The organism is Pseudoalteromonas sp. NEC-BIFX-2020_015 (genome assembly GCF_012952265.1).
GTDB classification, from domain to species: domain Bacteria; phylum Pseudomonadota; class Gammaproteobacteria; order Enterobacterales; family Alteromonadaceae; genus Pseudoalteromonas; species Pseudoalteromonas neustonica.
Map to the genome: position 1 here is coordinate 122,466 of NZ_JABCJL010000010.1, position 25,857 is coordinate 148,322.

Consider the following 25,857-nt stretch of genomic DNA (forward strand, 5'->3'; position numbering starts at 1 on the left):
TTATGCTTCATGTTGTAAAACATAACCGATTCCACGTAGCGTTTTCACATTAAAAGAGGCTTTGTGTTGCAATAGCTTCTTCCTTAATCTATGCACAGCAACTTGCACGGCATTTTCACTGATATCATCATCGAAACCAAATAAACTGCTGATGATAGCGTCTTTTGACACCGTAAGGCCGGTATTGCGTAACAAGTAGCTGAGGATAGAAAACTCGGTTTTCCCCAACTCAACACGCGCACCTTCAACCGATAAATGTGACGTTCTCAGATCTAAAACCATATTGCCATGGCATAACTGATTACCAGTAAAATGGTCAGGGCGGCGTAATAAAGCGCGGAGTCTTGCCAATAACTCTTCTGTAGCAAATGGTTTTGCTAAATAGTCATCTGCACCACCATCCAAGCCTTCAATTTTGTCTTGCAAACTACCACGCGCTGTCAGGATTAACACTGGCGTGGTGCAACTAAGGTGACGCAATCTAGCTAATACCTGCATGCCGTCCATATCGGGTAAACCTAAGTCTAAAATAATAGCGTCAAAGCGTGTGGCTGCGCACATAGCCAAGGCTAGTTTGCCCGTTACTGCTATATCACTACGAGCATTTAGTTTAAAACAAGCCAACTTTAATAATTCTGCAACCTGAATATTATCTTCTACCACTAAAATTCGCATTAATACCTCTCTACAGCCAGAGTAACTTTATCACTCTGTGCAGCTTTAGTTTGCTTTTTAGACCAAACCAACTTGGTTGCACAAGGAACAACAATTAAGGTTAGAAGAGTCGAAAATATCATGCCGCTCATCATAGCCCATGCCAATGGTGGCCACAATGGGCTGCTAGAATACGCCAGAGGCAGTAAACCTAGGACTGTTGTTAACGTACTTAATAAGATGGGTCGAATGCGTAAAGTGACCGAATTAATAAGGGCAGCCTCTAATTTTTGGCCTTGATTAATTTCAGATAAAAATTTATCAATCAATACAATGCCATTATTTACCACCACGCCAACTAACCCTAATACACCCAGCAAGGCCATAAAACCAAATGCTTTACCTGATAACGCTAAGCCGGGATAAATACCTAAAACAGCCATAGGAATACTAAGCAAAATAATGAAGGTTAAACGAATAGAACCAAATTGCGCTAACAAACAAGTGACCAAGAGCAGTAAACCGACGGGCAAAGCTTTCATGATTGCACTGTTGGCATCACTTGATTCTTCGCCTTCACCACCAAAGCTAATTTCAACATTAAAGTCATCGGATATCGTCTTCAAGTTAATCGCCAGTGACTCTAATACACTGTCATCGTTTGCACCAACAAGTAAGTCGGCACGTACTGCCATGCTCGCTTGCATATTTCGACGAAATAACTGCGGCGATTCAGAACTAAAATAGGGTTGAGCAAACAAACTGATAGGCCATTGTCCGCGCTCATTAACTAAGGTAATACTCGTTAGGTCACTGCTGTGAGTTGTGTCTTTTTCGGAAGCTTTGATGTAAACGGGCACGGCATAACCATTGTCATTGATTACCGTCGCCAAGTACCCTTCACTTAACCATTGCAAATAACTACCAATATCTTGATTACTTATACCGGCCTTGTTCATTTCAATTCGGTCAAAGCGATATTTCATTGCAGTAACTCTTTCGTTATAAAGAATACGGCTATTTATTGTTTGATCATGCGCAATTAACAATTCGCGTATTTTCTCACTGGCCTGTGCTAACTGTTTACGATCATTACCATTAATAAATATTTCAATGGGGCTATCAATCGGCGGCCCCTGCCCCAACTCTTTCGCGCGGATATATGCATTACTTTGCCAACCATCAAGTGCTGTATTTAACGATCGAACTACATCTCGTGTATTAGCACCATGCTTGGTATGAAAAGCGATACGAGCCATATGTTTTTGTCTTGGCAAGGTATTAAGATTGTAATAAAAGCCCGGCCCTGAATAACCAATAAAGCTGGCAATGTCAGTGATGCTTTCATTACCTCTAAGTAATTTTTCCGTCATTTTTACCTGAGTAAGTGTGCTTTGGTAGCTACTGCCCGCGGGTAATTCAATGTCAATATAAGCAGTAGTACGTGATGTTGTAGGGAAAAACTCGTTACCCACCCAAGCTTGACTACCCGAGAGCCCAGCTAAAATGATAAAACAAAATAATAAACTGGTTTTGGGTGCGCTAATTATTTTTTCAATAAAGCGTATGCCCAATTCACTTCCTGTATGACTACTTTTGACCTTAAGTAAATGCCGACCTAAAGCGGGTACCAAAATCAGTGCAACAAACAAACTGCTGGCAATGCCGGTAATGACTACAACAGGAATGGTACGAACAAAATCGGCAACGTCACCTGTAGCCAATAACATAGGTAAAAAAGCCGCTATGGTGGTTAACGAGGCACATAATAATGGTTTGGTTAATTCACTGATGGTGCGCTTTGACGCTGCTAATGCAGACATGCCTTGTTGACGGTAGCGTTGCATTAATTCGGCGCTGACAATACTGTTATCAACCACTAAGCCTAAACTGATCACTAAACCAGCCATAGACATTTGCTCTAATACGCCATTAAATAAACCACCATAAATTAAGATAGTAGTTGCCGTAGATACAGGAATAGCCACCGACACCATTAACGCTAAGCGCCAATCCATTAATATAAATAACACTAACGCGAGCAGTACAAAACTAAACAGTAATGACCAAGACAACCCCGTTAGTCGTTCATTGGTCCAACGTGGCTGGAAAAACACTTTCTCAATTACTAACTCTGGATAAGCTTGGTTTATTTTTAGCAGAGCGTGCTCAAATCGGCTAATAAAGTCAGTCACCCGTAAACTATCTGGAGCCAAGGTAATAGCCAGGCCTATACTGCTTTTACCATTAAATCTAAAGCCAATGTCAGCAAATTCATCTGGCTGCTCTTGTACAGATAGCAGTTGCGCTAGAATAAAATTTTGTCCTTGCTTATTATTTATCGCCAAACTATTTATTTGGGCGCTATCAGTTAGTCCACCTGGAGATTGCACAGGATTTAAGTATTCGAGGCTACGTAAATTGTCTACTGGACGATACACGTTCTGTTCGCTAACTAATAATGCGATACCTAAAGGGGAAATACCTGACGATAACTGCTGTTGTGCGGTGTAAGTTAAATTGACTCGCCGACCCGGATCAGCAACTAATTCTACATTACGTATTCCACTAACTTGTAATAGCATTTCTTTAATAGAGAGTGCCGCAGCACGTTGTTCAAGCACCGAGTGACTTTCTTTTGCTTGAATGCTCAGTACAATGCCTTGCGTATCACCAATACGATCATTTAAAGTAAGTTGACTAACACCTGATGGTAACACATCAGTAAGTTTTGCAATTTCATTACGAATACGCTGCCAAGCAAGGTCCGTTTCATAAATATGCCCTGCCAGCTCAAGTGAGATAACTCCTTGACCAGGTAAACTACTGCTATCTATCTGGACTAAGTCTTCCAACCCACTTAACTGACGTTCGATCACTTTAATAGCATTATCTTCCACTTCTGCCGCAGTAGCCCCAGGGTAACTAAAGTTGATGTGAGCTGAGCGGTATGGAAACGTTGGGTCTTCTTGATTATAAATATTAAACCAACTCACGCTACCTAGAAGCACTAATAAGCATGCTGTTGACAGCACTAACCTGTCATTAAATAGCCAAGCAAACATTAGTGCAGCCCTCGACTTTTGTCGATATCATTCAGCACCCAAGCCGTCGTGCTTTCAGCCATAATGGTGTTTGCGCAACAACTCGCTAAATCTACCTGTGCTGATATAGCGCGCAATAGCAGATAATCACCTTTGATTGCTTCAACAATAACGCCGATTTTCGTTTGTTTTACATCGTCATAAACATAGCCTTCGCCAGCCAAATCATATTGAAGTGAAGACTGTTTTACACGGTATAAAACCTCCGCAGAATTAATCCTCAGCTGCGCTTGTAACCCTATGAATTTATGCTGCGCTTGACTTAAAGCGACCGTTACTTCAAACAATCGACTAGCGCCTTTTTTTGGTCGAGCCAACTCGGTAATAAGCACTTGTTGATGCAGCCCTAAAGCAGGGATAGTTAAGGTGACTTGTTGACCTAATGATAGGGAAATGGCAAAACGCTCAGGTAACTCGAATCGGGCCTTTTGGCGTTTAACTTCATCTAAAACAAGTACAGACTGACCCGTATTAAGGTAGTCACCTTGTCGAACATGAAGGTGACTAACTAATCCTGAAAAAGGAGCGCGAATTAAGCGCTCTTGATAGCGATTATTGCTGCTGTTTACCTGCGCTTGCGCAACAGCTAAACCCGCTTTTGTTGCCAAATAGCTTGCTTCTAAGTTATCAACATCAGTCTGCGCGAGTAAACCTTGTTGATGTAATGAGTTTGCTCTTTGCCACTCTTTTTGCGCATGAATGAGATTAGCTTTTTTTTCTCGGTAATTAGCTTGCGCTTGATGCCAGTTATCCGCCCACTCGGGCGAATAAATTTCGGCAATGATATCGCCTTTATTAACGGTACTGCCATTTAGCAAAGACAAAGAAATAACTCTCCCTGCCTGCATAGAGCGTAAACTTACCGACTGTTGACCTTCAATGATGCCAGTGAAAAATGTACTTATACGCTCTTGCCCAATATTAGCATCAGTAACACTTTTTGCTTGGCCAAGCGGTGATAACAAAAGACCTAAGCAAGCTAAAAATCCACAGAGCATGGGGCTAGCTTTAGAAAACATAAGCGTAACCCATAATAAACTCATAACTATTGCTACCATCAACAAGGGGGCTATCTTCTATACTGCTGCCTAATACTGAGTACTCTAATCTAAAAATCACCCTATGATGCGGGCCTGACCACCACATACCTCTTAAACCAGCAACCGCTTGGGTTGCTGCATCTGCCTGGTAAAAATCACGTGTGGTGGTTACTTCCTCTTGACGCACGCCATAGTAATAGTCGACTAATTCTTCACTTTGATATTCCAGCCCAATAAAAGGCGTTAACATGGTAGATTCAAATTTAAAATTATGACCAAAGGTAAGACCGGCTTGATAGCCCTCATGCTTGCCCAACACATCAGCTGCCATGCTAAAACCAACATCTACCGGCCCTAGTTCGTACTCCAAGGCAAAGCCCAAATCTATGGTTGAATCTCTATCTTTCATACCGGTAAAAAACTTGTCATCATCTGCTGAATAACCGTCAAGACGAATAGAGCCGGTAAGGTCAAATGTAAATTCATCACCCCGATGTAGATTATATTTAACTTCTGGGCCAAGCAGACTAAAATCACCATAATTAATAAGTAATGCTGGTACAACGTTACTTTCGGCGCCTATATCATAACCAGCATTTTGTGATATTACAGCTAGGCCAATACCAAGCTCATTTTGTTGAGCCTCTTGCGCGTTGGCACCAAAGCTTAAAAGTAAAAGTGAGTAACTTAAAGGAAGTAGTTTTTTATTCATTGGTATATCCAAATTGATTAAATCTGGCTATACCATAATAACTGTAACTTTCCTGAACATTACAGTTCAGGATTATTTTGCTCTAAGACAACAGAAATAAAAAATTAAAGAGCCCCACCAAAAGCCAATACATTCAAAATTTTAATTAAGTTAATCACCTCAAACAATTAAGCAGGCCTCATCTAAATAACATCTCACAAATAACCCTATGTCATAATTTCTGCCTTGATATTGCACTCTTTCACTCATTTTGGACAAGTACACAATCGCCACACGATAAATTATAGGAATATAAATTATTACCTTAAGGCAATGTTTAAATTGAGTATATTATCAAACAGGTTACTTCAGACATCTTACTGCGCACCTGCTAGCTGTTTTAAATGCTACTGAAGATACTGTAGGAGTAACGTGTGTCCAAGCTTATTTGATTGTTTTCTTGCAGTTGATACGCACACTTTGCTTTTTCACTAACCGGGGATTAGTAAAAACACACACTTTAAAGAGAAGGGTTATTTTAGAAGTAATATATATACAGTGCAGATATAAAGCCGCTGGGTAGATTAACAACCCTGACTTTATTTATATAAATGAAGTCAGGTGTAACCTTCGTAATTTTCACTCTCGCATTGAGCTAAATACTCACCTATTAGCTTAGCTGTTGTACTTTATTGAGTGAGCGCTTCACCAAAACGATTTGCCTTCAGCTTACCTTTCGCAAAACCTAAGTAAATAATACAACTAATCGAGCCAATAAAAGGAATTAAAAAGCATAACGTCATCCAGCCAGATATATTAAGGTCATGCCAACGCTTAATTGTCACCATAAGATTTATCCAAATCAAGCACCCTAATACTACAAACAAGGTTAAGTACATAAGCCCTGTAGATAACCACGTTTCTTCCATAGGGTAATCCCCCATATTAGATAGTCCATGAATAATTGATATAAACAAAACGGCATTAGACACAGCAACAAACCAATAAATACTTCGCGTTACTCGACCTCGCCATGATAAAAGAATGCTCGCAGCAGAAGTATTAAGCACTTTGCTACTCCATAAATTAAATAAAAATGCAGGCAGTAATATAAAAACACTAAAGTTGTATATTAAACGAGCGGTTAGTAGATATGCTTGATAATATTCAATGGAGAAAGGAAGAAAGCTCCCCGCAAGGGGATACATGTTATAAAAAGCTGATGAGACTAAACAGCAAACGAGAAAGCTCACCAACCAATAGCGCCCTGGTATATTTTTTAAAGACAGGCTAATAGCTAAAAAACAAATATAAAAAAGAGGCTCAGATAAATAATAAGCAATGTTGATTGAATCATGAAGACAATCGAGTTCGGTATTACAAAACATTACAGTCCTTGTAGTGTGCATATTAAAGTGAAATGTAGGCTACCCGACTCAAATTTTTTGTCAACAATATGAAACGGTACAAAGGCGCAGGCTGAACAGTTGTGCCTTCATTAAATTATTAAAAAACATATTATTAAACAAAGTGCCCGCCTAGTTTAGCTTTTTTGCCTAAAACCCCTTCCAAGCTGCACAATTCCAAGTCCTGTAATTAACAGTGTGCAAATAATAAGGATAAATTTACTGACAAAATATGTGCCAGCCCTTTTTTATGCTCACTCATAAAAGTGTGTGCGTTTGAGGTGAACAAAATGGCTATACACAAACTTATTTAAAACCAGCGAGTGTGATTTTAAAATTAAAGTCTCTTTTGCAAAAAAAGTTATTGCTCTTCACATCTATTTCACACCTGCGTTGTTACCGTTTAACCAATAAAACAAAAGAGGTTTACCTTATGCCATTCATTAAAAATAACATTCTTCGTTACACGCTTATTACTGCCATAATTATATTACTTGCAGGCGGGGGCTGGTTTTTTCATTTCTCGTTGACACCTTATCAAGTAAGCCCTGAGCAAGTACAAGCGCATTATGCTTACCAAGCAGGTAATGATTTACATTGGCAACAAACTAAAATTGAAGACAACTATTACGAATTTACTTACCAAAGCTTCGATGGTCAAATTGTAAATGGTCGAATCAAATACCCTGTAACGCATGCTAATTCAACGCAGCCCATGCCCGTTTTAATTGGTATACATGCACTGGGTCGGAGTCAAATACGGTGGTTTCAAGATAGCTTTAAAACCCGCCCAACAATTACATCTGTTGATAAAATCACGCAACAAGCACTCAAACAAGGCTACGCCGTCATAGCCATTGACGCTCGTAATCACGGCCTTCGTAAAGACCCTAACTACTCTATACGTGACGTGATGATGGATTTACATTACTTCGGTGACAAAGCCCCGTATGAAGCGCTGATCACCGATACAGTCAAAGATCACCGCGTGCTCCTTGATTGGATAGCGCAGCAGCCACAGTTTGACCCGTTGCGTATAAATGTTGCGGGCTACAGTATGGGTGGGCAAGCAAGCTTATTATTGGCGGGTATCGACCCACGTATCAATAATGTAGCAGCCATTGTTCCTCCCCACCTAGATGATAAAACAGCACTGGTTGCGCCTAAAAATGTATTAACAGGTCTGGCTAACAACAAAGTCTGGCTACTTACAGCCGACGATGACGAATACGCAAGCAAACAACAAAACAGCATGTTATTCAATCTGATACCGAGTGAAAATAAAAAGCACTTTCGCTTTGACAGTAGCCATATTCTGCCTTCAAACTATGTCGATGACTTAACTGACTGGCTGTGAGACATGCATAACAAAGAACTAAAAATATTAGTCATCGAAGACAACCCCGAAATAAGCCTCAATATTGCTGATTATTTTCAGCAATATGGCACGGTGATGGATTTTGCCGATAATGGTCAGCTCGGCTTAACGCTCGCCATTGAGCAGTATTATGACTGTATAATTCTTGATATTATGCTCCCTAAACTTGATGGTTTAGGGGTTTGTCAGCAACTACGCCAGCACGCAACACGCTATACCCCTATTATCATGATGACAGCACGCGATTCATTAGCAGATAAACGAGAAGGGTTTGAGCTCGGCGCAGATGACTACCTAACAAAGCCATTTGATTTAGAAGAACTCTGGCTACGCTGCAATGCGCTCGTCAAACGGCATATACAACCGATGCAATCGACCCTTATTGTAGGGCCACTCCAACTTGATAACCAAACAAAACAGGTTAGACGTGACGGGTTAGCTTTAAAGCTACAGCCTATCCCATGGCAAATAATACATAGTTTGATGCAAGCCCACCCCAGCGTCGTAAGCCGCACTGAACTATGCGACAAAATATGGGGGGATGAGCATACCGACTCAGATGCCCTTCGGTCACACCTTTATCAGTTACGTAAAGTAATTGATAAGCCTTTTACCTCTCCACTCATTAAAACAATGCATGGTATTGGTTTTTGCTTAGATATAAAAAATGAGTTAACCCCATGAGAAAACACCCGTTACGCACACGAATTATAGGGTTATTTATTGCCCTTACTGCGCTGATCAGCGTGCTATACAGCTTAATGAGCTTTGTATTTGCCTATCATGTTGAAGACCACTTTTTTAATACCTTTATCGATATTGAAAGCCACGCTATTAGCCAACAAATAGCAAAAGGGAGTGCAGTGGCACCTCGATTCGACTTTATTTCATTTTATGCACAGTACTCAGAGCTGCCTGCTGATATAAAGCAATTTTTAAATCAACACCCTCATCGAACCGAAATCTCCCTAGCTAACGGTGAGCATTTTCATTTAAAACAATTTGAACACGGCTACTTACTCGCGGATGTTAGTAATCAACTATTTGTTAGTAGCGTTAAAAACGAACTGCTTTCTTATTTATTTGTTATTTTTGCTTTTGTCTCTGTAATTGCTATTTTGATGGGAATTACAGCCTACCTCATTGCTAAGCGCTTATTTAAACCCCTTGATGAATTAATTACTATTATTGAACAAGCCCCTGTTGAACAACTGCCCAATGGATTTGCCGAGCGCTTCAAAAACAGTGAAATTGGAACCTTTGCCAATGCGCTTGAACAAGCACTTACACGTATACACGCATTTATTAAACGTGAACAATTATTCACCCGAGATATATCCCATGAACTACGAACCCCCGTCACGATAAGCCAAGGTGCAATTACACTGTTAAAACAATCCAAACTCACTGAAAAGCAAACAGATCTCATTGCCCGAGTTGAACATGCTCAAAAACAAATTGAACAAAGTTTAACAGCCTTACTCGCCTTAGCTCGAGAAGAAAACAGCCAACCAGCTCAAACGCGCATCCTCCCGCTGGTCGAACAAAGTATTTTACAGCAACACCATTACTTGGCCGGTAAAAGCATTGAACTAGCCGTTAACATTAAACCACAACAAATAGCCCCTATAGGCGAACCACCCCTGCTTATTTTATTAAACAACCTGATAGGCAATGCGTTTAAATATAGTCATTCAGGCATTATCGAAATCGAATATAAAGACAGCTCACTTTCAGTGCGTGACTGTGGCGGCGGGATTAGCCCGAATATAGAGCAACACATTTTTGACGCTGGTGTAAAAGGCAATGAAAGCCAAGGATTAGGCATGGGGCTTAATATTGTCAAACGCTTATGCGAGCACTTATCGATTGATTACGCCCTAAACTCCACAAAAGCGGGAAGTGAATTTATCATCACATTTAAGTAACCTGTCTACGTTTACCAGGACTCAATCCCAACAAATTACGTAAAATTTCTAATAAAGGGGCTGGTTGTTATTCTAATGGGTGACCCCTTTGTTGTCTTTTGTGCTTTTAATCTACAGCCCCCTAATTATACTCAATTGAATATTGAGTGTAATGATTTGTAATAGATATCCTAGATTATCCAACCTAACATTTTATTAACAACGAATTTTATGTTGTTTGACAATGAAATAGTTATTAATAATGGAGAAATAAATTATGAGTACCGATACTAATTTTAATATTGATGTTAATCAGCTAATTACTAGTGTTTTTGGTAGCAATAAAGATCGTAACGATTTGGCTGTTGGTGTAAGGAATGCTACAAAATCAACAATAAGTGTAGATTACTATATTGACCACGGTAGTTTACGAGATGTTGATGGTGGCAACAAAATTAGCCCGGGAGATCTTTGGGAAGCAGGTGTTCATGCTAAAGGTGCTGGTTCAAATATTACTATAAGCATTGAAATTTCAGATAATAAATCAGGTTGGGCAGTTATGTCCGCAACACCAGTAAATAAAGAGAATTACTTTAAAGTACAGCATAGTAGAACTCCTTATAGTAGCTCTAAAGATGCGTATAAAGCGGCTGATAACACAACAAAACACTACTCTGATGATGGTATTTACGATGAGAGCCATAACGGTTATACGGCGGTAATAAGTATGACAGGTGAAAGTCCTGCTGCCTGTACTATTGTTATCGAAGATAACTAATTTTAAATTTTTTTGAAACCTATCGAGCGGTAGGTTTTATTTATATTAAAGATTTAGAATGAACGAAATGACGAAGAGTCAAATCTTAACTTCAGATATCAAACCATCTCGAAGTTTTTCGTATTGTAATTTAACCTTTTTATCTTCAACCATTAATGTATTCAACCTACCGACAGCTTTCGATATCGCCGAATAAACCCAAGGAAACCCAAAGGGGTCAAAATGCAGAGAGTCAGGTCTTGTTTCTTGCCAAGACCAAACACCACTCACTCGTTTAACACCCTCACCTGTTATCAAGTCCTGAAAATAAACAATTGATGAGTAATTCACTTCATGGCAAGATTTTTGTTCCCGACAAATCCTAAGTACCTACAACCATGTAGGCAATGCGAGATAAGACGAAACTAGGCCATGGGTGAAAAGCGCAGCTTTGAACGAGAGGCCATGGATGGCCGAACTGGGGAGCGTACAGGGATGTGAAAGTTGGCCTATCTTCGCGTTTGCGTTAACTGCTTATAAACAGAAAGCCCCATAGCCTTAAAGAATTGTTAGTTTACATTACAAAAAAAAGTGAGAATATCGACCTTTAGCATAGGTCAAAAAAGGAACAAGGAAAGTTATGAGCTCATCAAAAGAAATGAGTGTTGTAAAAAAAGCAGGTATTGCCGGTAGAATCGCTTCAGTAGGCCATTTCGTATATCGCCAGTTCATCGGTAATCATAAAGATGCAAATGAAGCATACACTAGAGTTTACCCTACCATAAAACTTACGATTCAAACTTATGACCGCAACTCAAATGAATCTACCAATTTATTAAAAATACTAGCAAACCTTGCGCCAGCAGGTGCGATAAGAAGAAACTTTACCAAACGATACATTGATAACAGTGACGGTTGGTCAAGGCTACCAAAAAATCCGAACGATATACCTTATGGTCATTGGTATTGATACTATGAAAAGCAATATATTTTGGTACTTGTTTCTCCTGTTGCTTTTACTTACCACAGGCTATGACATATATAACTCCTTTTTCAATATAAGCTTGCACATAATTCAACCAGCATGGCTGAGTTATCTTACATTTACGTTTGATACTCTTACTATCGGCGCATGTTTAGGTATTATATATAAACGCTATATTTTACATCATATCATTTGGTTACTCATTATATACGCTCAAATAATGGCAGTTCTTTTGACGCTTTATTATGAGTTTACTGCTGGTGGTTATACTACAAATGAAATGTTGTTATTTTCTAACATCATTTTTTTCGTTGCTTTAATCTTCTTATATCCACTTATTAAATATTATCAATTAGTTAAAAAACACTCAAAACAATGCAATTCTGAATTAGTTGCATAAAGGTAGTGTGCTTTTCTATGACTGGAAACCGCGGTACTAGATCTTGTATATTGCCAAGACCAAACACCAATCTCACGTTTAACACCCTTCCCCGTCATTACGCCCTGAAAATAAGTAATTGATGAGTAATATCGCGCATGGATGCGCGATAAGGCGAAACTAGCCCATGGATGGCCTATCTTCGCCGCTTACGTTCACATCAATTGTGCATTGAAGGATTAAGCGTGATGCTCGGGGCGCCGTGGGGTTTCAAGGGGCGGTCGGCGGCAGCCGCCCCTTGGTTGCCGCCAGCAATCTGGCAAAAAACCTTGAATAAGGTTTTTTAATGTAGGTCGCGGATTTATCCCGACAAAAATTAACAAGTTAGCAGTAAGAACCATCAGCTAAGGTGAAACAACTTTTTGAGCTAAAGCCCAAGCTACAAACCCACGCGCTAACAAGCTCAGCGCCTACGGTGGTTAACTCTAACATTGGTGTAAACCATTCGTGGCTAAAGCCATCTCCTACAATAAATATAAGCCTCGGTGCAGCGAAGTACCTCTGTGATCTCTGTGGTGAATTCATTTTCTCGCTTTTTTCGCCCTAAAGAGCGACCTACAAACAATACATATTTACGTGCTTGGGAGATGGTAATGATATCGGAAAATCGTTGGGTTTCGTTGCACTCTACCCAACCTACAAATCACACGTGGCTGAAGCCGACTCCTACAACAATATTTAACCTCGGTGCAGCGAAGCGCCTCTGTGATCTCTGTGGTGAATTCATTTTCTCGTTTTTTTCGCCCTAAAGGGCGACCTACTAACAATCCATATTTATCTTTTGAGAGCAAACAATGATATTGGAGAATCGTTGGGTTTCGTTTCACTCAACCCAACCTACATAAGCATTTTAAATGGTTTTTCACCACGCACAAAAAAGCCGCTACATTGCTGCAACGGCTTTTAAAATTTTATCAATTCCCAATCTTTAATTGGGAATTTTTTAATGATCAGAGTTATTATAGTTTGGGAAAATGCAGTTTTTTAGACCGCATTTTTCGTTATAGAGTTTTTAATTATAGATTGGGAATTTTAGTAGGCGCTAATAGCCCCAATCTAAGCGTGATTATTATAGTTTGGGAATAAATAATTAAAGCTTAATATTTTCCATACCATTTATCATCACAGAGAAGGTTTCACCAAAAGTGAATACTCTTGTTATTAACTTTGCTACCAAAATTTTCTTTTACAAGCTTACTTCGCTCATTGAAGTACACAGCTGCAAAATGGTTATTTAATTGAAAACATAATTAACAACCTAAGTAAGTAGCAAAATCAGCATTCAATTACTGAGAAGAAACTCAAAAAAGACTTTAGCCACCTTAAAGCTTTACATAAAAAATTAAATTTAAATAAACGACATAAAATACTATTTCCGACTTATATAGCTCCCTCTACGCCTATGAGTTATGTCTGCATGTAATATTAGTAAATCACTTGTATTTAATTATCTAAAATATATCTGTAAATATCTCGCCTTCACATTGGTAAAAACTAATACTGGATGAAAAACCAAGTGTACAAAATGGGCAAACTACCCAGTCAACCTTATCAATAAATAAAGCGTTAGCTTCAAGTTGCTTTCGCTTATCATAGATGTATGAGTTCAAACCTTCCCATTCATAATATTGGTGGTCAGCGTTACTTTTAGCGCTTGCCTTCCGGAAACGATAAGCTTTAAAGCCATAGAAAAGGATATCGCGCTCAATTTTGCTAAGCTGATGTATCTTTTTTCTAAAATCAAATAACCCTTCTTTGGTAGCAAAGTGGCTAATTGTACGTTTGGGTAAACTATTCTCTAATGGAAAAGGAAGTGAACCTTTATCTAAAATACTTTTTGTTTCATCTATCCATTCTCCTAATGGATAGCTAAGAATTTTTCCATAACCATGACAATGTTGGCAGGAATTTCTATAAAGATTGAAAGCAAATTGATCAGGGAAAACTCGATCAACAACTTTTTCTTTCAAACTTAATAAACGAATGCTGTGATAACTTAGCTCATTGGATTGTTCACAAATTACAACAACGCCAGAACCTTTCAAATATGCAGACTCAAGACTTTCGCTAGAAGCTAAGCAGCGCCAATCATCATCTTCAAATAAGACTGCTTTAGTAGTTAAAGCTGATAGTATTTTTTTTCTTTCTGTCAATGGTACGGATGGATAACGCTCCAATTGCCGCATAAACGGATTGTAATAGTATTCTTTTGGCCTCAGTGCTATTACAGTGCTTTGTAGTGTTTCCCAATCGCTATAAAAAAAACAATTATCGTCTGGTACTATGATCTCAAAACAATTTCTAAACTTTTTTTCTCGTTCAAAGTTTTGCTGCTGGCGGTATATCTTAGGAATAAGTTGATAGCGTTGATTATTTCGCTCGGTACGGGGAGCTCTTACTACTTTAGTTATCGGCTTTATGCTTTCGAATGCTAAACTATTTTCAACATAATCAATCTGAAAAGTTTTTTCTAAAATTTTAGCCTTAGCCTGCTCCATGATTAGTTGATGATTTAGACTAGGAAATTTTAACAACCTCTCTTCAAAATCTAATTTTTGGATACTGTGAAGATCAGCCTGATATATGTTCGCATCTGTTTTCACCTCACCACTACGTCCAATATCTGTTATGTAGTCACATTGGTAAATAAAATAAGGGTTGTGCTCAATAACAATAACCGTAGCATGGGCTAGATGTTCGCGTAATATTGACATTAGACGAGCAACAGCTTGATTGTCTAGACCACGACAAGGTTCATCAAGAACCACAACTTGTTGTACATTATTGGGCTGCCTCTGTTTTTGGTTACGATTCAACCAATTAGCGAGTAAAAATTTAGCTAACTTCAATCGCTGGAGCTCACCACCACTAAGGGTTTGTGTTTCCCTGCCTAGATGTAAATGCCCTAATGAAAGTGCTTCTAGGGTTGTTATAGTAGTGTGTAATTTAGAAAGATCTTTTTGTGCTGCTATCCAATGAAAGTTAGAACTCAATACTTGAGGAAGGGAGACAGGTTTTTGATCAATTTCGGCACAGAATAATGCAACTTCAGCACGAAACCTTGAACCAAAGCATACAGGGCAAGTCTGTTTTATTTTATCTTTATTAGCTCCGCGGCCGTCACCTACTTCTACAAACCCTTTACCGGAGCAGTGTTCGCAAGCACCACCTGCATTGAAACTAAAATCATTAGGTGAGTATTTTCCCGAGCTTTGAACAGAAAAGAACTCTCGCAATGTATCAAGAATACCAAGGTAACTGGCTACGATTGAGCTGGATGCACCAGTAAATGGACGACTATCTAATAATTCTACAGAAAAGTTTTCCTGAATAAGCGCAGGATAAAGCATCTCTCGGCAAAGGGTAGACTTCCCAGAACCACTAGCTCCTATAATTGTATTAATTGTATTTTTAGGTATGCTGAATCGATTTAGCTGCATATGCCTAGTAGGTTGTAGCGTTAAGGTTAGCTGCTCTTTTTCTACTAGCGGCGCAATATTATTAGAAATAGAAAGCCCTTGAAGCTGTTGGTCAACCGTAAGTGCTGGGCAATAGCTCCCCCCCTCTATCCCTGCTTTAGGACCTATACACAACACTCGGTCCGCATAGGCTTGGTATAGAGGGTTATGCTCTACCAGTAATATGCGATTACCTTTCATTTTGATAGCTTTTAATAGCTCGATGATCGCAAGATTGTCTTTAAATTGTAAATTCGAAGATGGCTCATCTAGGATATACAAACGCTCGGAAACATCATCTAATAGTGCAGGGAGTAACTTCAACCGTTGTAGTTCGCCTGAACTTAATGTGGTTAGAGGGCGCTCAAAATCGATATGATCAATAGCTAGTGCATGCAAATATTTCAATAAATTCTTTAGCTGGCTTAGAATCGGGTGAGTGACTTTTATATCGTCAATGGAATGCTGAAGTTGTTTACCATTCATTGCTAAATAGTCAGGCAAAGAACGTCCATTGACTTTAGCTTCTCTAGCTTGCCAACCAAAACCATTACCGTGACAAGCTAAGCAAGGTCCTTTTTTTAAAAATGTTTGTGCAAATTTATCTTTGCTATTAGATGCCAATTTATCACGTAACGTTTGCAACACAAGATCTCGTTGCTCTTTGGATAATGCGTGAAAGCTTAATTTTACATCTACTCCTGCTTTTCTTAACACAGCCGTTAACCCTGAAGGCAAAAACTTAAATCCTTGATAACGTCCTGTTTTGGTTTTCTCTACATCAAGAAACTCTTTAGTTAGAGGCACATCGGGAATAATCACACTGTCCAAATTGTAACTAATTCGCTCCCCTGAACCATTACACTTTCGACAATATCCAGCAGTAGAGGACTGAGTCGAGCGAGAAAATAATTTTTGGCTAGGTAATCTAAAAATTCGACAGTATTCGGGGTTGAACCCATGTTGATCAAATTCGATTTCATCATGATCATATTCATCAATTGAAGTCTCTTCTACGCACCGTGAGTCCAACATAAGTACAGGCACTGAATTAAGCTTCTTTAGCTTTTCTGCTTCTTCCGTACGCTCTATCGCAATAAACCCCTCGTACTTTTCAATTTGTTTTGGGAGCTTACTTAGAGGTACCGACTTTAATGTCAACTTTCCTTCAGCACGCAATAACAATGAGCTGACTTGGCTTTGAAGTAGTTGTTGTCTCAGGTTTGTGCTTAAAGATTCAAAATTTAATACACGTAAAAATAAACATGAGTTGCTATAAAACCGTTGCTGGTGAACAAATATTTCCGGAAGAGTTGGTTTTACTATTAGGTGCTGATTATGAATAACCTGCCCAGCTTCTACAAAGTACTTCACTAAAAGATCGTTAATCCGTGAACGGGTACCAAAACGTATGTTTTCAGCAACATGAGCACTACGCTGGCTAATAATTATTGGTTCGGGTAGTGAAGAGCAACTTCTAAACTTAGGCCGTACTGCATAGTGTAAAATTTTATCGCTCTTATTGCGCATTTTTTGCTGCCTTAACGCTTCAGCTGCAATTACTTGATGCACTAAGGTTGACTTACCAGAACCACTAACGCCACAAATGACAACTATCTCATTAGGCACCATATTAAAATCTAAATGCTTTAAATTGTTTTGGGTAATATCAGTAAAGGATAAGGCTTCATCCATGTTGATTACCATCCTCTCTATCATAAATATCAAAAACTTGAGAAATTACTTTTTTATAAACGTGACACATTGGGCTCTTACCGTTCACTCGGTAAAGCGGACACCCTCCTGCGCACACAAAACGATACTTACAGGATTGGCAATCATCACTTAGACCGAAGTGTTTATGCTTGCCTGTACGGATTATACTTAATAGATTTTGCTCGCCACTAAGGTGCCCTAATGGCTGACCTTTCTCAAATTCGGTATGGCAAAAATATACTGAGCCATCAATATAAATAGCAGCTGCATGGCTCCCCATTGAACAAGGTGTGCTTGCTGCTTCATGAGTACGTAAATCAGAAAATATGACACGACGACTTACTGGATAGCCATCTTCTATCGATTTATCCAGTAAAGTATTCACTAAATCCATCGTCTGCTCAAACTGCTCTGCGGTCAGGTAATCACCTTTAGCATCAGATATACGAAAAGTCATATCTTTTTCTATAAGATACTCAACTAAAGCAGGTACTCCGAGATAGTTATCCCCAGCAACAGTAATCATGACACTAGGGAAAACTCCTCGCTCACGCAAGCGGTTGATATTAGTCATCACTGTTTTAAAAGAGCCAGCCCCATTTTTATGTTTTCGATGTTGATCGTGAGTTTCACCCAAGCCATCTACGGACACAGAAATGATTACATTATGCTTTTTAAAAAAAGCGACCATTTCATTTGTTAATCTCGTAAGGTTTGTAATAATACGCAAATCTAAATTTATCCCAATGCTTTTAAGCTGCGTTCTTAGCCATTGAACTCCCTCTTTCCATGCAGAAAAAACCATTAGGGGCTCCCCTCCAGCAAGTTTCAAGTGCACTGTCTCTAAACCCTTAATTTCTTTGAAATGCTGAAATAACAAAGAAAATATGTCGCTGCGTAAAGTTTTATCGCTGTATAAAGATGGGATATAACAATAATCACAAGCTAAGTTGCAGCTATCAGTAACCTGTAGCCAAAGGTTAATACTTCTAGCAACTGGTTCAGTCTTTCTTATCCTTGGAGCTTCTAAAGGCACCAAAATATTTTCTGAAACTAATCGAGCTATGCGCTTAAAGTTCTGAGCCTCTTCTTCTGCACTAAGTTGCTTGTTATTACTTATTTTTTCTAAAATTTTTGCTGAGGGCGCATCTATTATAATGACATCATCACGATGTGTTGTTTTTTGAATAAAGTAAATATCACCAAAATGATCATGCTGTTTGGATTCAAGCCGACACAGAGCGTTCAATACATATTTCATAAGTTAAACCGTATACTCGCCATCTTCCTAGATCTCCAAGTTTTATTATCAGCATTAAAACTGACACTGCACTCACCTCGCCGATGCAGCGCATGATGATTTGAAAGCACCAATAGATCTCCCGCATCCAAACAAATATCCTCAGCTACATCTATCATCGCAGCATGAAGCTGTGTCATATAAGTTTCTATTTCTTTTTCTTTGAACTTATCGCCGTACATACCATCAGTTACTAAATGTTGGTGGAACTTGAATTGTAGCTGTCCATTACACCTATGAAGCAAAGGCACTGAAAAATGTTGTCCATTTGCGAAGTGGTAGGGCAAATTGCGCTGCAAAATATCCTCAACGGATAAACCAAATCCAGAGCTTAATCGCTCTAACAAAACTGACATTGATACGATTTGGTTTCGTCCATAAATGGGGTGCTTGGGATCCGTTTCTAAACACAATAATCCAATATATTCAGGAGGCTTATCTTGAAACATAAAATCTGTATGAAAACCTCCTGTACGCATTTGCTGCGAAAAGTTATCACTATTGACTTCGACGGAGTATTGATGACAAATGCCGCCTACACGTGGCGAGCAATATAACTGCTCATTGGAGATACGATTAAATACTTGTTCAAATTCAATAACATCAACCCCAAAACCTCGGATAACTTGATACCCTTTATCTTGTATGGATTGAACATCTATTTTAGTAATCGAATGTGGCCTAAAGAAGGTTTTTGAAGACGATGGTAGGCGCGCAATATTATCACGCCTACTAGAACCTTTTTCACGCATCATTACTAAGCGCTTTTTAAAAGCGCTGAGGTAGATCCTCCAATACTAAGCTGGTCAACATGACAAGGGCAGACCTGAGGGCATTTTTGTGCAACACTATCTTTACTATATAAAGGCTCATTAAATAAATTATGCCAAAGCTCTTCTGATTGTGTCTGAACATCTACCCATTGCTGTTGGTTCTCTTCGCTTAACATACCGAAGTATGGATAATGATGGAGGTACTCACCGAATAAAGCGTTACAATCTTGCATATATGCACGAGTGTCTAAAATATGCATATGCCAGATTTCATCAATATCCGCATTTGGAACAAGCTGTATACCTCCAAGCGCTTTAGTGACTGCCATGTAGCGCTGATAGTCAAGAATAGCCTTCTCCGCACGTTCTAAATTCCATTGTTCGGGGTTCGAATCTATTAATTTCTGTATTGCTAATTCAAAGTCCCATTTTTTAGTTTTAGCTAAAGCTTCAGTAAAAGTATGCCCATTAAATGACTGCATCATAATTATTTTTCCCTTATGTATAATTTGAATTAAAACCCTTTATAACAATATCAGGTAATTATAAAAATGCTAGCGTGTTATTGGTATTTAAACTTGAGTTCGGTACTTAAAGAATTCGTACAAAAAATTTACTATCGAGTTGACTTTAACACTTGACAGAATTAATCAAGAAAAATTGAATGGCCCATCAACAAACTCTCTAACTTGCTTCAATTGCTCTATATCTCCACCAAGCATAAACTCCAAAGCAGACTGATCATTGAACTCTTTGTTTGGTTTATTTACCCATTCATCAGCCATGCTTCTATCGTTGAAAATTAAGCCTAATCCTTTGTATATTCCTATAATATATGAGATACGTATAATTACATCGCGGTTCATGCTTTCAACATTACCTTGTTGCCATTGCTCAAATTCATTTCTATCAGGGCTACTTAAAAACACTTGACGCTGTTCTAAATTAACACCCCATGCATCCATAATATTTAAAAATACCTTTAGCGCGATCCGAGCCGCTTTTCTCGGATCTTGTTGCAGTATATTATTTGTATGCTTATCCATATTCTCTCTCTTACTTGTTGTTGAAGTATGTTTTTTTTAAATCGTTTAACCACTCCCTATCGTGCTTATAAAGCCACATATACTCTTTATCTATTACTTTTCTAACTCTAGAAATAGATGGCCTAACAAGCGTGTATAGCGCTGAGATAATAGCCTGCCGTGCGGTTTTTCTGCGGGTATAAAACCTGATGCGTTGACGCAGCATTTTTATCGCCGTTTGGCCAACTAGCACTTGCTCAATATCACCTACTGATAAATTAAAATCACGCGCTATTACTTCTGTCGGCTTTCCTACGACTAACTGTATCAAGATAGACCTGTGCATTATGCTGCTAACTTTTCGGATATGTTCTTTTAGTGCTATACCATGCACTCTAGCAAGATTACGAACTGTTGCAGCACTGACATTCGCTTTACAAATAATATCCCTTAAGGGCATACCTGATTTCAATAATGTTAATGTTTCCTTATGGCGCTCTTCGTCAATATTCACTTGTGGTTTGGGTTGTTTAACTGCACGTACCTTAATGCTTTCTCCTTTTCCGTAAGCCACAATAAAATCGCCGAAGTGCTCGAACAAAAAACTAATAATTAATACGTGCTTGATAGGATGATGACTAGAATCATCGTTATAGAAAATATTTGCAGGAAAGCCCTGCTCAACCGAGGAATTTAATAACTTTCTTACTCGCTCATCATGCATAAGTGGAGCAAAGTACGCTTTCATTTCATTACGCCATTGTATATGTCGAACAGATTTCGTTGTTGCCAAGCCTTTATTAATAAGCCTCACCGCATATGTTTGCCCAAGCTTAGCTCGATCAAATGAATAGTCATTAAGGACAAAGTGATTTATTTCCGCAATCTTAAGTAGTAGAGGGCTTGTACAGTCAGTGACTGAACTGCCAATCTCAGGGAATACAAGCTGCTTACGCGCTTTAGGTTTTGAAACAAGCATGCATTCATGCTTTAAACAAACCATAGAAAGTGGCAATTGATGCTCTAGCAACCAGTACGCCTCACCAAACGCTAACTCTTGCTCTGAAGCGCATACAGGGCAAAATTTATGAGTACCTTCATTCATAATCCGGTTGGATAATAATCCAAGCACTTTGAACGCAGCACCACTGTCGCCAACTATTAAAAAATCACGTGCTTGCTTTTTAACTCTATCAGGTGAAAAAGAAGAGTAATATTGAAAAAGAGAGTGGTTATCTATAAAACAATCAATCTCGCACGATGTTAATGATGATAGCTGACGTAAATACGAGGGGAAAATAGAGTTCAGCTGAATATCCTTATTACCGAACTTATTTATCATCGATTGCGAAAAAGACGTGGATACATCATTTAGCACTATACGTGCTGCTATGCTGTATATTGTTTCCCCTTTATAAATTCGAGGGACTATTTGTAACATTCGCATAACTTATCCTTGCCTGACTATTTAGCTACGCCGCACTAGCTTTTACTAATTCACGAATGTCTAATGGCAATACAACAGGAGGGATCTCACGCCTTATATTTGAAGTGTTTAATAGGAATTCTAAAGACAAATTGAACTCGTCCCTCGTTAGAAACAAATCAATGAGCATTAAATAGAACATGGGATGAAAGTGTTTCTCTGGTTCTAAAAAGTGCATTAAACCACCTGATGAGTTCAACGGGTAATGTCCCGATGTCAACTTACCCCAATCAAAATAACGCTTATAAACAGAGCTATTAAAACGCTTTGCTAGTATGTTTTGCATATACTGAACTCGCTGCACCTGATATGGATTTTTTCTATCATAAGAATAAACACACGCCTTTTGACGCAGCAAATTCAGTACCCGGAGTTTACGCTCTTCTGGAGGAGTATCTGTTAACTCAGAGACCCACCCCAATAACGCAACATCTTTTTCAATATCACTTTGCGAAGCAAGTATCGATAAATTATTGCTAGGCGGTAAAGAAACGTGACAAGAGGCAAGCTCTTCAAGCAATACACTATGCTTATTGCACACACGTTTATATAAACATTGATGTGCTACATGAAGGTAAGTTGTGCCATATTTTTGCTCATCTTCATTTGCACACTCAGGGCAATAGCGCCAATATTTATCTTGTAGAACATTTAATGCATTACTAAATTTGAACGTAGATAACTTTTTCAAAATGGTTTCAATACTTAAACCTTGAAACGCGGATTCATCTAAAAACAAACTATAATCATGTATATTGGTAAACTTACTAATAAAGTCCGCTAATGAGTATTTTGATAATAGTGCATGAGCAAGTTCAGAATATAGTGGGCACCACAACCGTCGGGGTGAGTTCAATTTTGAACTGCACCCATTTACTTGAATAAATGATTCAAGAGTCTCAAAGCGAGTCATTTGAAACCAACGATAAATGATACTTACTGCATGCTCATCAGGTAGTGGAGTTGGTACTTGATGCATAAAACTCTCACTCGTTCTCATAACTTGCAACAATTGAATCAGCATCTATCATTTCATCCCCCTCATTAATTCGCTCAACACTTTGGGCTGGTTTTAAATGGTGCTCACTAGTGCGCTTACGTGCAGGTTTCGGAGTGAATGCCTCGGCTTCACTGTAAAGCTGTGCAACATTCATATTTGAATCAGTGGAACGATTAGCTTTCTTTTTAGGGCTCAATACGTTGTAGTCTTTTCGAAGCTTAGAAAGAGGGGCATGCCAAATTTCCATACGTGTTTGGTAAACTTGTTTAAGTAGCTTTAAACAGTCTAGCTTCTTTCCTTTCTCTGAAAGCGAATGATAGTTACGTATAAATGCGATTGAAAGCACTGATATTGCATCAGTCACTCCAGCACATAATACAAGTAATTGCAGCTTGAATTCATTACTATTTACTTCACTATTTTCAAATATCGAGGGTTGGAAATACGCAGAAAAAAACTCATCAAACTTAGACGTATCGGCATGCCATTGCTTAATTTTAATATGTGCGACAGAGTTTAACCGACGCACAGTTTGCAACTTAGTCGCCTTTGTTAATGCTTCATTTTCAGTACTCTTAAACGTAGCTAAAGCATCATCTGTTGTAGAAATGATGACGGGTACGCCAATTTTATTAAAGAGGGTTTCAATTTCCGGTAGTGTGGGAGCATCTTTGAAGTTTGATGAAGGGTTTAATACAAACTGTGCTTCATCTATGTGTATCAATCCGATGTTATATACAACAGCTGCTGTTTGCATTGCATGAAAAAGTTGATCGATAGAATCTCGTGACTTTACAAAATCACCTTTAATTTCACACCCTACCACACGTTCTAATTCATTAAAAAAGTTATGGGCAAGCGCTTTACGACTACGAGATGCTTGCATATCAAATGACATCCACACCACTTGCTGTGTTTCGAATACCTGACCACGATACTCAGTGTGTTTTATGACTTGTGGAAATGTACTTAAAATACGACGAATTAACACTGTTTTGCCAATCCCTGCCTTCCCACTTACCAAGATGCTTGGTGCAGTTGCCACATGTTCGCACGGTTGTTCTACATCAAATTTACAATTAGCCTTTAAGCGAGTACTAATAGAATTCGCTAACCGGCGGGCATCAGCATCTAAAGGGTTTCGCTTCACATAACACTTGCGCATTTGTGCATATACATTTTCATAGAGTTGGTATGCCTCCCTCGTAGGAATGTGAACTAATTTCAAGTCATCGAGACAATCATTCACATCAATCCTTGATAATGCATTAAAGCAGTCAGGAAAATGCTTAAACACATACATTAGTTCAGTAAACTCACTTTCAGTGAGTGATGATGGGAGCGCTTCAACAAGCGGATTCCCTTGATATTTACTAAGCGCTTGCGCTTTATAATTTGCTTTAGTTCTAGTTACTTTCATCAATATATATCCTCATAGTCTTCATCATCATTAAGTTGCTCGCTACTCACTTTAAATTCGGAGTTGGCTTGCATTGTTTTAAATAATTGCTCTGCTTTAATTCGCTGCTCATCTTCAATCATGATTGCTTTACGTTCTGCAATACCACTTTGAATAGTTTTTTGTGTATTGGGTGGAGCATCTTTAAAATCATTGTTCAAACGATGCTCTACAGCTTGTTCAACTTCATGTTCAAAATTGACCAGTGCATTTTCTTTTTTATGCTCTAATTCTTTGCGATTTTCTTTTATTAAATTAAGTTGATATTTTGCTTGCAGCTCAGTCATACCTTCATACCGCTGATACTCTTTTTTGAGTGAGAGAGGCTGAAGTTCGCCTGCTTCATCTTTGAAGTAAATAGTGTCTACAGTGCCGCCGAGGCTGATCACATCAATTTTAAAACGAGCGCCTGTTGCTTTTGCAAACCATCCTTTTTTCTCAGCCCAATCGCTGAAGTACCCTAAACCTTTGAGACTAATTTCGTTTCGATGAACTGTGGCCTTAAGTTTAGGCATTAGGAGATAGACAAGCTCAGGGAGCCGCTTTTGCGACATCCTGGGACGCCCTAAAAGCTCATCATTGATTAAGTGGGACCACATGGCTGACGGCGTTTGTATGACGTCGCTCATCGCCATTTCAGTTGTCAATAAGCGCTCACGAGAGTTCATCGTGTTATGGATACAAATAGCTCTTATGATGAGCCTATGAACATCTTCAATTAAGAGAACAGCTCGTTGAGACGCATGCTGAATACCGGCGTCACGCTTTTTCTCTACTGACCCAGTAATGTTGGAAAGAAAGCCTTGAATAATATGCAGTATATGTTCGACAGTGCCTTTCCCGGCTCCATTTGCTGGAGGACAATAATCTACAATAGAAAGACCTAAATCTTCTTCCAATACTGTACTAAACTGCTTGGGAGTATTTTCACCACCATTATCAAGGCGAATTGACAAGGGGAGATGTTGACATGACCAATCATCATCATCGATATGAACATTGTATTGCTTTGCATACTCTTTCTTATTTTGGACACAGTTGACTAATGCCTCTGCAACACTTATCCATTTTGGTGAACTAAAACCAAGAGAGTAACCCATCACCTTCTGAGTTTTTACACACACTACAATACACAAAGTCGGCTTGCCCGCAGCTTCTATTTTGTTTTTATTCAATGGGTAAGCAACATACAGAGGCAACTCAGTTGAGTCTGACTCACAAAGCTGGCCTGCACGAGTAGCGCCTTCAAAAGCGCAGCCTGTCATATCTTTACGATTAT

The 25,857-nt window shown here is 38.9% G+C and carries 19 protein-coding genes; 5 read left to right on the forward strand and 14 right to left on the reverse strand.

Translation table 11 applies throughout. The features are described from left to right. The 5 genes from HH219_RS09780 to HH219_RS09800 form a co-directional block, all read right to left on the reverse strand. The gene (locus HH219_RS09780) at positions 1-675 is read right to left on the reverse strand and encodes a response regulator transcription factor (RefSeq protein WP_064435290.1); all 675 of its coding nucleotides are present in this window, start codon (positions 673-675) and stop codon (positions 1-3) included. Beyond that, entirely contained in the window at positions 675-3,719 is a 3,045-nt protein-coding gene (locus HH219_RS09785) for an efflux RND transporter permease subunit (protein ID WP_169327322.1), read from the reverse strand. Before HH219_RS09785 ends, HH219_RS09780 begins: the two co-directional genes overlap by 1 nt. Then, positions 3,719-4,777 carry an efflux RND transporter periplasmic adaptor subunit gene (locus tag HH219_RS09790; RefSeq protein WP_169327323.1) on the reverse strand — a complete coding sequence of 353 codons (1,059 nt, stop codon included), beginning with the start codon at positions 4,775-4,777 and terminating at the stop codon, positions 3,719-3,721. Before HH219_RS09790 ends, HH219_RS09785 begins: the two co-directional genes overlap by 1 nt. After that, positions 4,767-5,510, reverse strand: coding sequence for a MipA/OmpV family protein (locus HH219_RS09795; RefSeq protein ID WP_064435287.1), 744 nt, complete (start codon positions 5,508-5,510; stop codon positions 4,767-4,769). Before HH219_RS09795 ends, HH219_RS09790 begins: the two co-directional genes overlap by 11 nt. 668 nt (positions 5,511-6,178) lie before the next feature. Continuing rightward, positions 6,179-6,877 carry a DUF805 domain-containing protein gene (locus HH219_RS09800; protein WP_169327324.1) on the reverse strand — a complete coding sequence of 233 codons (699 nt, stop codon included), beginning with the start codon at positions 6,875-6,877 and terminating at the stop codon, positions 6,179-6,181. 451 nt (positions 6,878-7,328) lie between these two features. Between HH219_RS09800 and HH219_RS09805 the strand changes: the two genes are divergently transcribed. From HH219_RS09805 to HH219_RS09825, 5 genes are all read left to right on the forward strand, one after another. After that, positions 7,329-8,252 carry an alpha/beta fold hydrolase gene (locus HH219_RS09805; protein WP_169327325.1) on the forward strand — a complete coding sequence of 308 codons (924 nt, stop codon included), beginning with the start codon at positions 7,329-7,331 and terminating at the stop codon, positions 8,250-8,252. A gap of 3 nt (positions 8,253-8,255) precedes the next feature. After that, entirely contained in the window at positions 8,256-8,957 is a 702-nt protein-coding gene (locus HH219_RS09810) for a response regulator transcription factor (RefSeq protein ID WP_169327326.1), read from the forward strand. Continuing rightward, entirely contained in the window at positions 8,954-10,201 is a 1,248-nt protein-coding gene (locus HH219_RS09815) for a HAMP domain-containing sensor histidine kinase (RefSeq protein WP_169327327.1), read from the forward strand. Before HH219_RS09810 ends, HH219_RS09815 begins: the two co-directional genes overlap by 4 nt. Before the next feature lie 256 nt (positions 10,202-10,457). Beyond that, positions 10,458-10,958, forward strand: coding sequence for a hypothetical protein (locus HH219_RS09820; RefSeq protein WP_054205608.1), 501 nt, complete (start codon positions 10,458-10,460; stop codon positions 10,956-10,958). 619 nt (positions 10,959-11,577) lie between these two features. Continuing rightward, positions 11,578-11,907, forward strand: a complete 330-nt coding sequence (locus HH219_RS09825) for a hypothetical protein (protein WP_169327328.1) — start codon at positions 11,578-11,580, stop codon at positions 11,905-11,907. A gap of 1,905 nt (positions 11,908-13,812) precedes the next feature. Here the strand turns inward: HH219_RS09825 and HH219_RS09830 are convergent. The 9 genes from HH219_RS09830 to HH219_RS09870 form a co-directional block, all read right to left on the reverse strand. Then, positions 13,813-17,514 (reverse strand): ATP-binding cassette domain-containing protein, encoded by a 3,702-nt coding sequence (locus HH219_RS09830; RefSeq protein WP_249118489.1) that lies wholly within the window; start codon positions 17,512-17,514, stop codon positions 13,813-13,815. Beyond that, positions 17,507-18,796, reverse strand: a complete 1,290-nt coding sequence (locus tag HH219_RS09835) for a radical SAM protein (protein ID WP_169327330.1) — start codon at positions 18,794-18,796, stop codon at positions 17,507-17,509. The genes HH219_RS09830 and HH219_RS09835 overlap by 8 nt, the downstream gene beginning before the upstream one ends. Further along, entirely contained in the window at positions 18,793-19,590 is a 798-nt protein-coding gene (locus HH219_RS09840; protein WP_169327331.1) for a TauD/TfdA family dioxygenase, read from the reverse strand. The genes HH219_RS09835 and HH219_RS09840 overlap by 4 nt, the downstream gene beginning before the upstream one ends. A gap of 2 nt (positions 19,591-19,592) precedes the next feature. After that, positions 19,593-20,093, reverse strand: a complete 501-nt coding sequence (locus HH219_RS09845) for a hypothetical protein (protein WP_169327332.1) — start codon at positions 20,091-20,093, stop codon at positions 19,593-19,595. A 165-nt stretch (positions 20,094-20,258) separates the two neighbouring features. Then, the gene (locus HH219_RS09850; protein WP_169327333.1) at positions 20,259-20,654 is read right to left on the reverse strand and encodes an antitoxin Xre/MbcA/ParS toxin-binding domain-containing protein; all 396 of its coding nucleotides are present in this window, start codon (positions 20,652-20,654) and stop codon (positions 20,259-20,261) included. Between the two features lie 10 nt (positions 20,655-20,664). Then, the gene (locus HH219_RS09855) at positions 20,665-22,080 is read right to left on the reverse strand and encodes a TnsD family Tn7-like transposition protein (RefSeq protein ID WP_169327334.1); all 1,416 of its coding nucleotides are present in this window, start codon (positions 22,078-22,080) and stop codon (positions 20,665-20,667) included. Positions 22,081-22,105: 25 nt separating this feature from the next. After that, complete coding sequence (locus HH219_RS09860; protein WP_169327335.1) at positions 22,106-23,098, reverse strand: TniQ family protein; 993 nt, start codon at positions 23,096-23,098, stop codon at positions 22,106-22,108. A 7-nt stretch (positions 23,099-23,105) separates the two neighbouring features. Next, the gene (locus HH219_RS09865) at positions 23,106-24,539 is read right to left on the reverse strand and encodes an ATP-binding protein (RefSeq protein WP_169327336.1); all 1,434 of its coding nucleotides are present in this window, start codon (positions 24,537-24,539) and stop codon (positions 23,106-23,108) included. Then, positions 24,539-25,843: a hypothetical protein gene (locus HH219_RS09870; protein ID WP_169327337.1), complete on the reverse strand. Its 1,305-nt coding sequence runs from the start codon at positions 25,841-25,843 to the stop codon at positions 24,539-24,541. The genes HH219_RS09865 and HH219_RS09870 overlap by 1 nt, the downstream gene beginning before the upstream one ends. Positions 25,844-25,857 lie beyond the last annotated feature (14 nt).

Excerpts from the sequence above, each read along its gene's own strand:
- HH219_RS09825 (WP_169327328.1), top strand. The coding sequence starts at position 11,578 with ATGAGCTCATCAAAAGAAATGAGTGTTGTAAAAAAAGCAGGTATTGCC.
- HH219_RS09805 (WP_169327325.1), top strand. The coding sequence starts at position 7,329 with ATGCCATTCATTAAAAATAACATTCTTCGTTACACGCTTATTACTGCC.
- HH219_RS09830 (WP_249118489.1), bottom strand. The coding sequence starts at position 17,514 with ATGGATGAAGCCTTATCCTTTACTGATATTACCCAAAACAATTTAAAG.
- HH219_RS09785 (WP_169327322.1), bottom strand. The coding sequence starts at position 3,719 with ATGTTTGCTTGGCTATTTAATGACAGGTTAGTGCTGTCAACAGCATGC.
- HH219_RS09820 (WP_054205608.1), top strand. The coding sequence starts at position 10,458 with ATGAGTACCGATACTAATTTTAATATTGATGTTAATCAGCTAATTACT.
- HH219_RS09845 (WP_169327332.1), bottom strand. The coding sequence starts at position 20,093 with ATGATGCAGTCATTTAATGGGCATACTTTTACTGAAGCTTTAGCTAAA.
- HH219_RS09840 (WP_169327331.1), bottom strand. The coding sequence starts at position 19,590 with ATGATGCGTGAAAAAGGTTCTAGTAGGCGTGATAATATTGCGCGCCTA.
- HH219_RS09810 (WP_169327326.1), top strand. The coding sequence starts at position 8,256 with ATGCATAACAAAGAACTAAAAATATTAGTCATCGAAGACAACCCCGAA.
- HH219_RS09790 (WP_169327323.1), bottom strand. The coding sequence starts at position 4,777 with ATGTTTTCTAAAGCTAGCCCCATGCTCTGTGGATTTTTAGCTTGCTTA.
- HH219_RS09865 (WP_169327336.1), bottom strand. The coding sequence starts at position 24,539 with ATGAAAGTAACTAGAACTAAAGCAAATTATAAAGCGCAAGCGCTTAGT.
- HH219_RS09815 (WP_169327327.1), top strand. The coding sequence starts at position 8,954 with ATGAGAAAACACCCGTTACGCACACGAATTATAGGGTTATTTATTGCC.
- HH219_RS09835 (WP_169327330.1), bottom strand. The coding sequence starts at position 18,796 with ATGAAATATGTATTGAACGCTCTGTGTCGGCTTGAATCCAAACAGCAT.
- HH219_RS09860 (WP_169327335.1), bottom strand. The coding sequence starts at position 23,098 with ATGCATCAAGTACCAACTCCACTACCTGATGAGCATGCAGTAAGTATC.
- HH219_RS09870 (WP_169327337.1), bottom strand. The coding sequence starts at position 25,843 with ATGACAGGCTGCGCTTTTGAAGGCGCTACTCGTGCAGGCCAGCTTTGT.
- HH219_RS09855 (WP_169327334.1), bottom strand. The coding sequence starts at position 22,080 with ATGCGAATGTTACAAATAGTCCCTCGAATTTATAAAGGGGAAACAATA.
- HH219_RS09795 (WP_064435287.1), bottom strand. The coding sequence starts at position 5,510 with ATGAATAAAAAACTACTTCCTTTAAGTTACTCACTTTTACTTTTAAGC.
- HH219_RS09800 (WP_169327324.1), bottom strand. The coding sequence starts at position 6,877 with ATGTTTTGTAATACCGAACTCGATTGTCTTCATGATTCAATCAACATT.
- HH219_RS09780 (WP_064435290.1), bottom strand. The coding sequence starts at position 675 with ATGCGAATTTTAGTGGTAGAAGATAATATTCAGGTTGCAGAATTATTA.
- HH219_RS09850 (WP_169327333.1), bottom strand. The coding sequence starts at position 20,654 with ATGGATAAGCATACAAATAATATACTGCAACAAGATCCGAGAAAAGCG.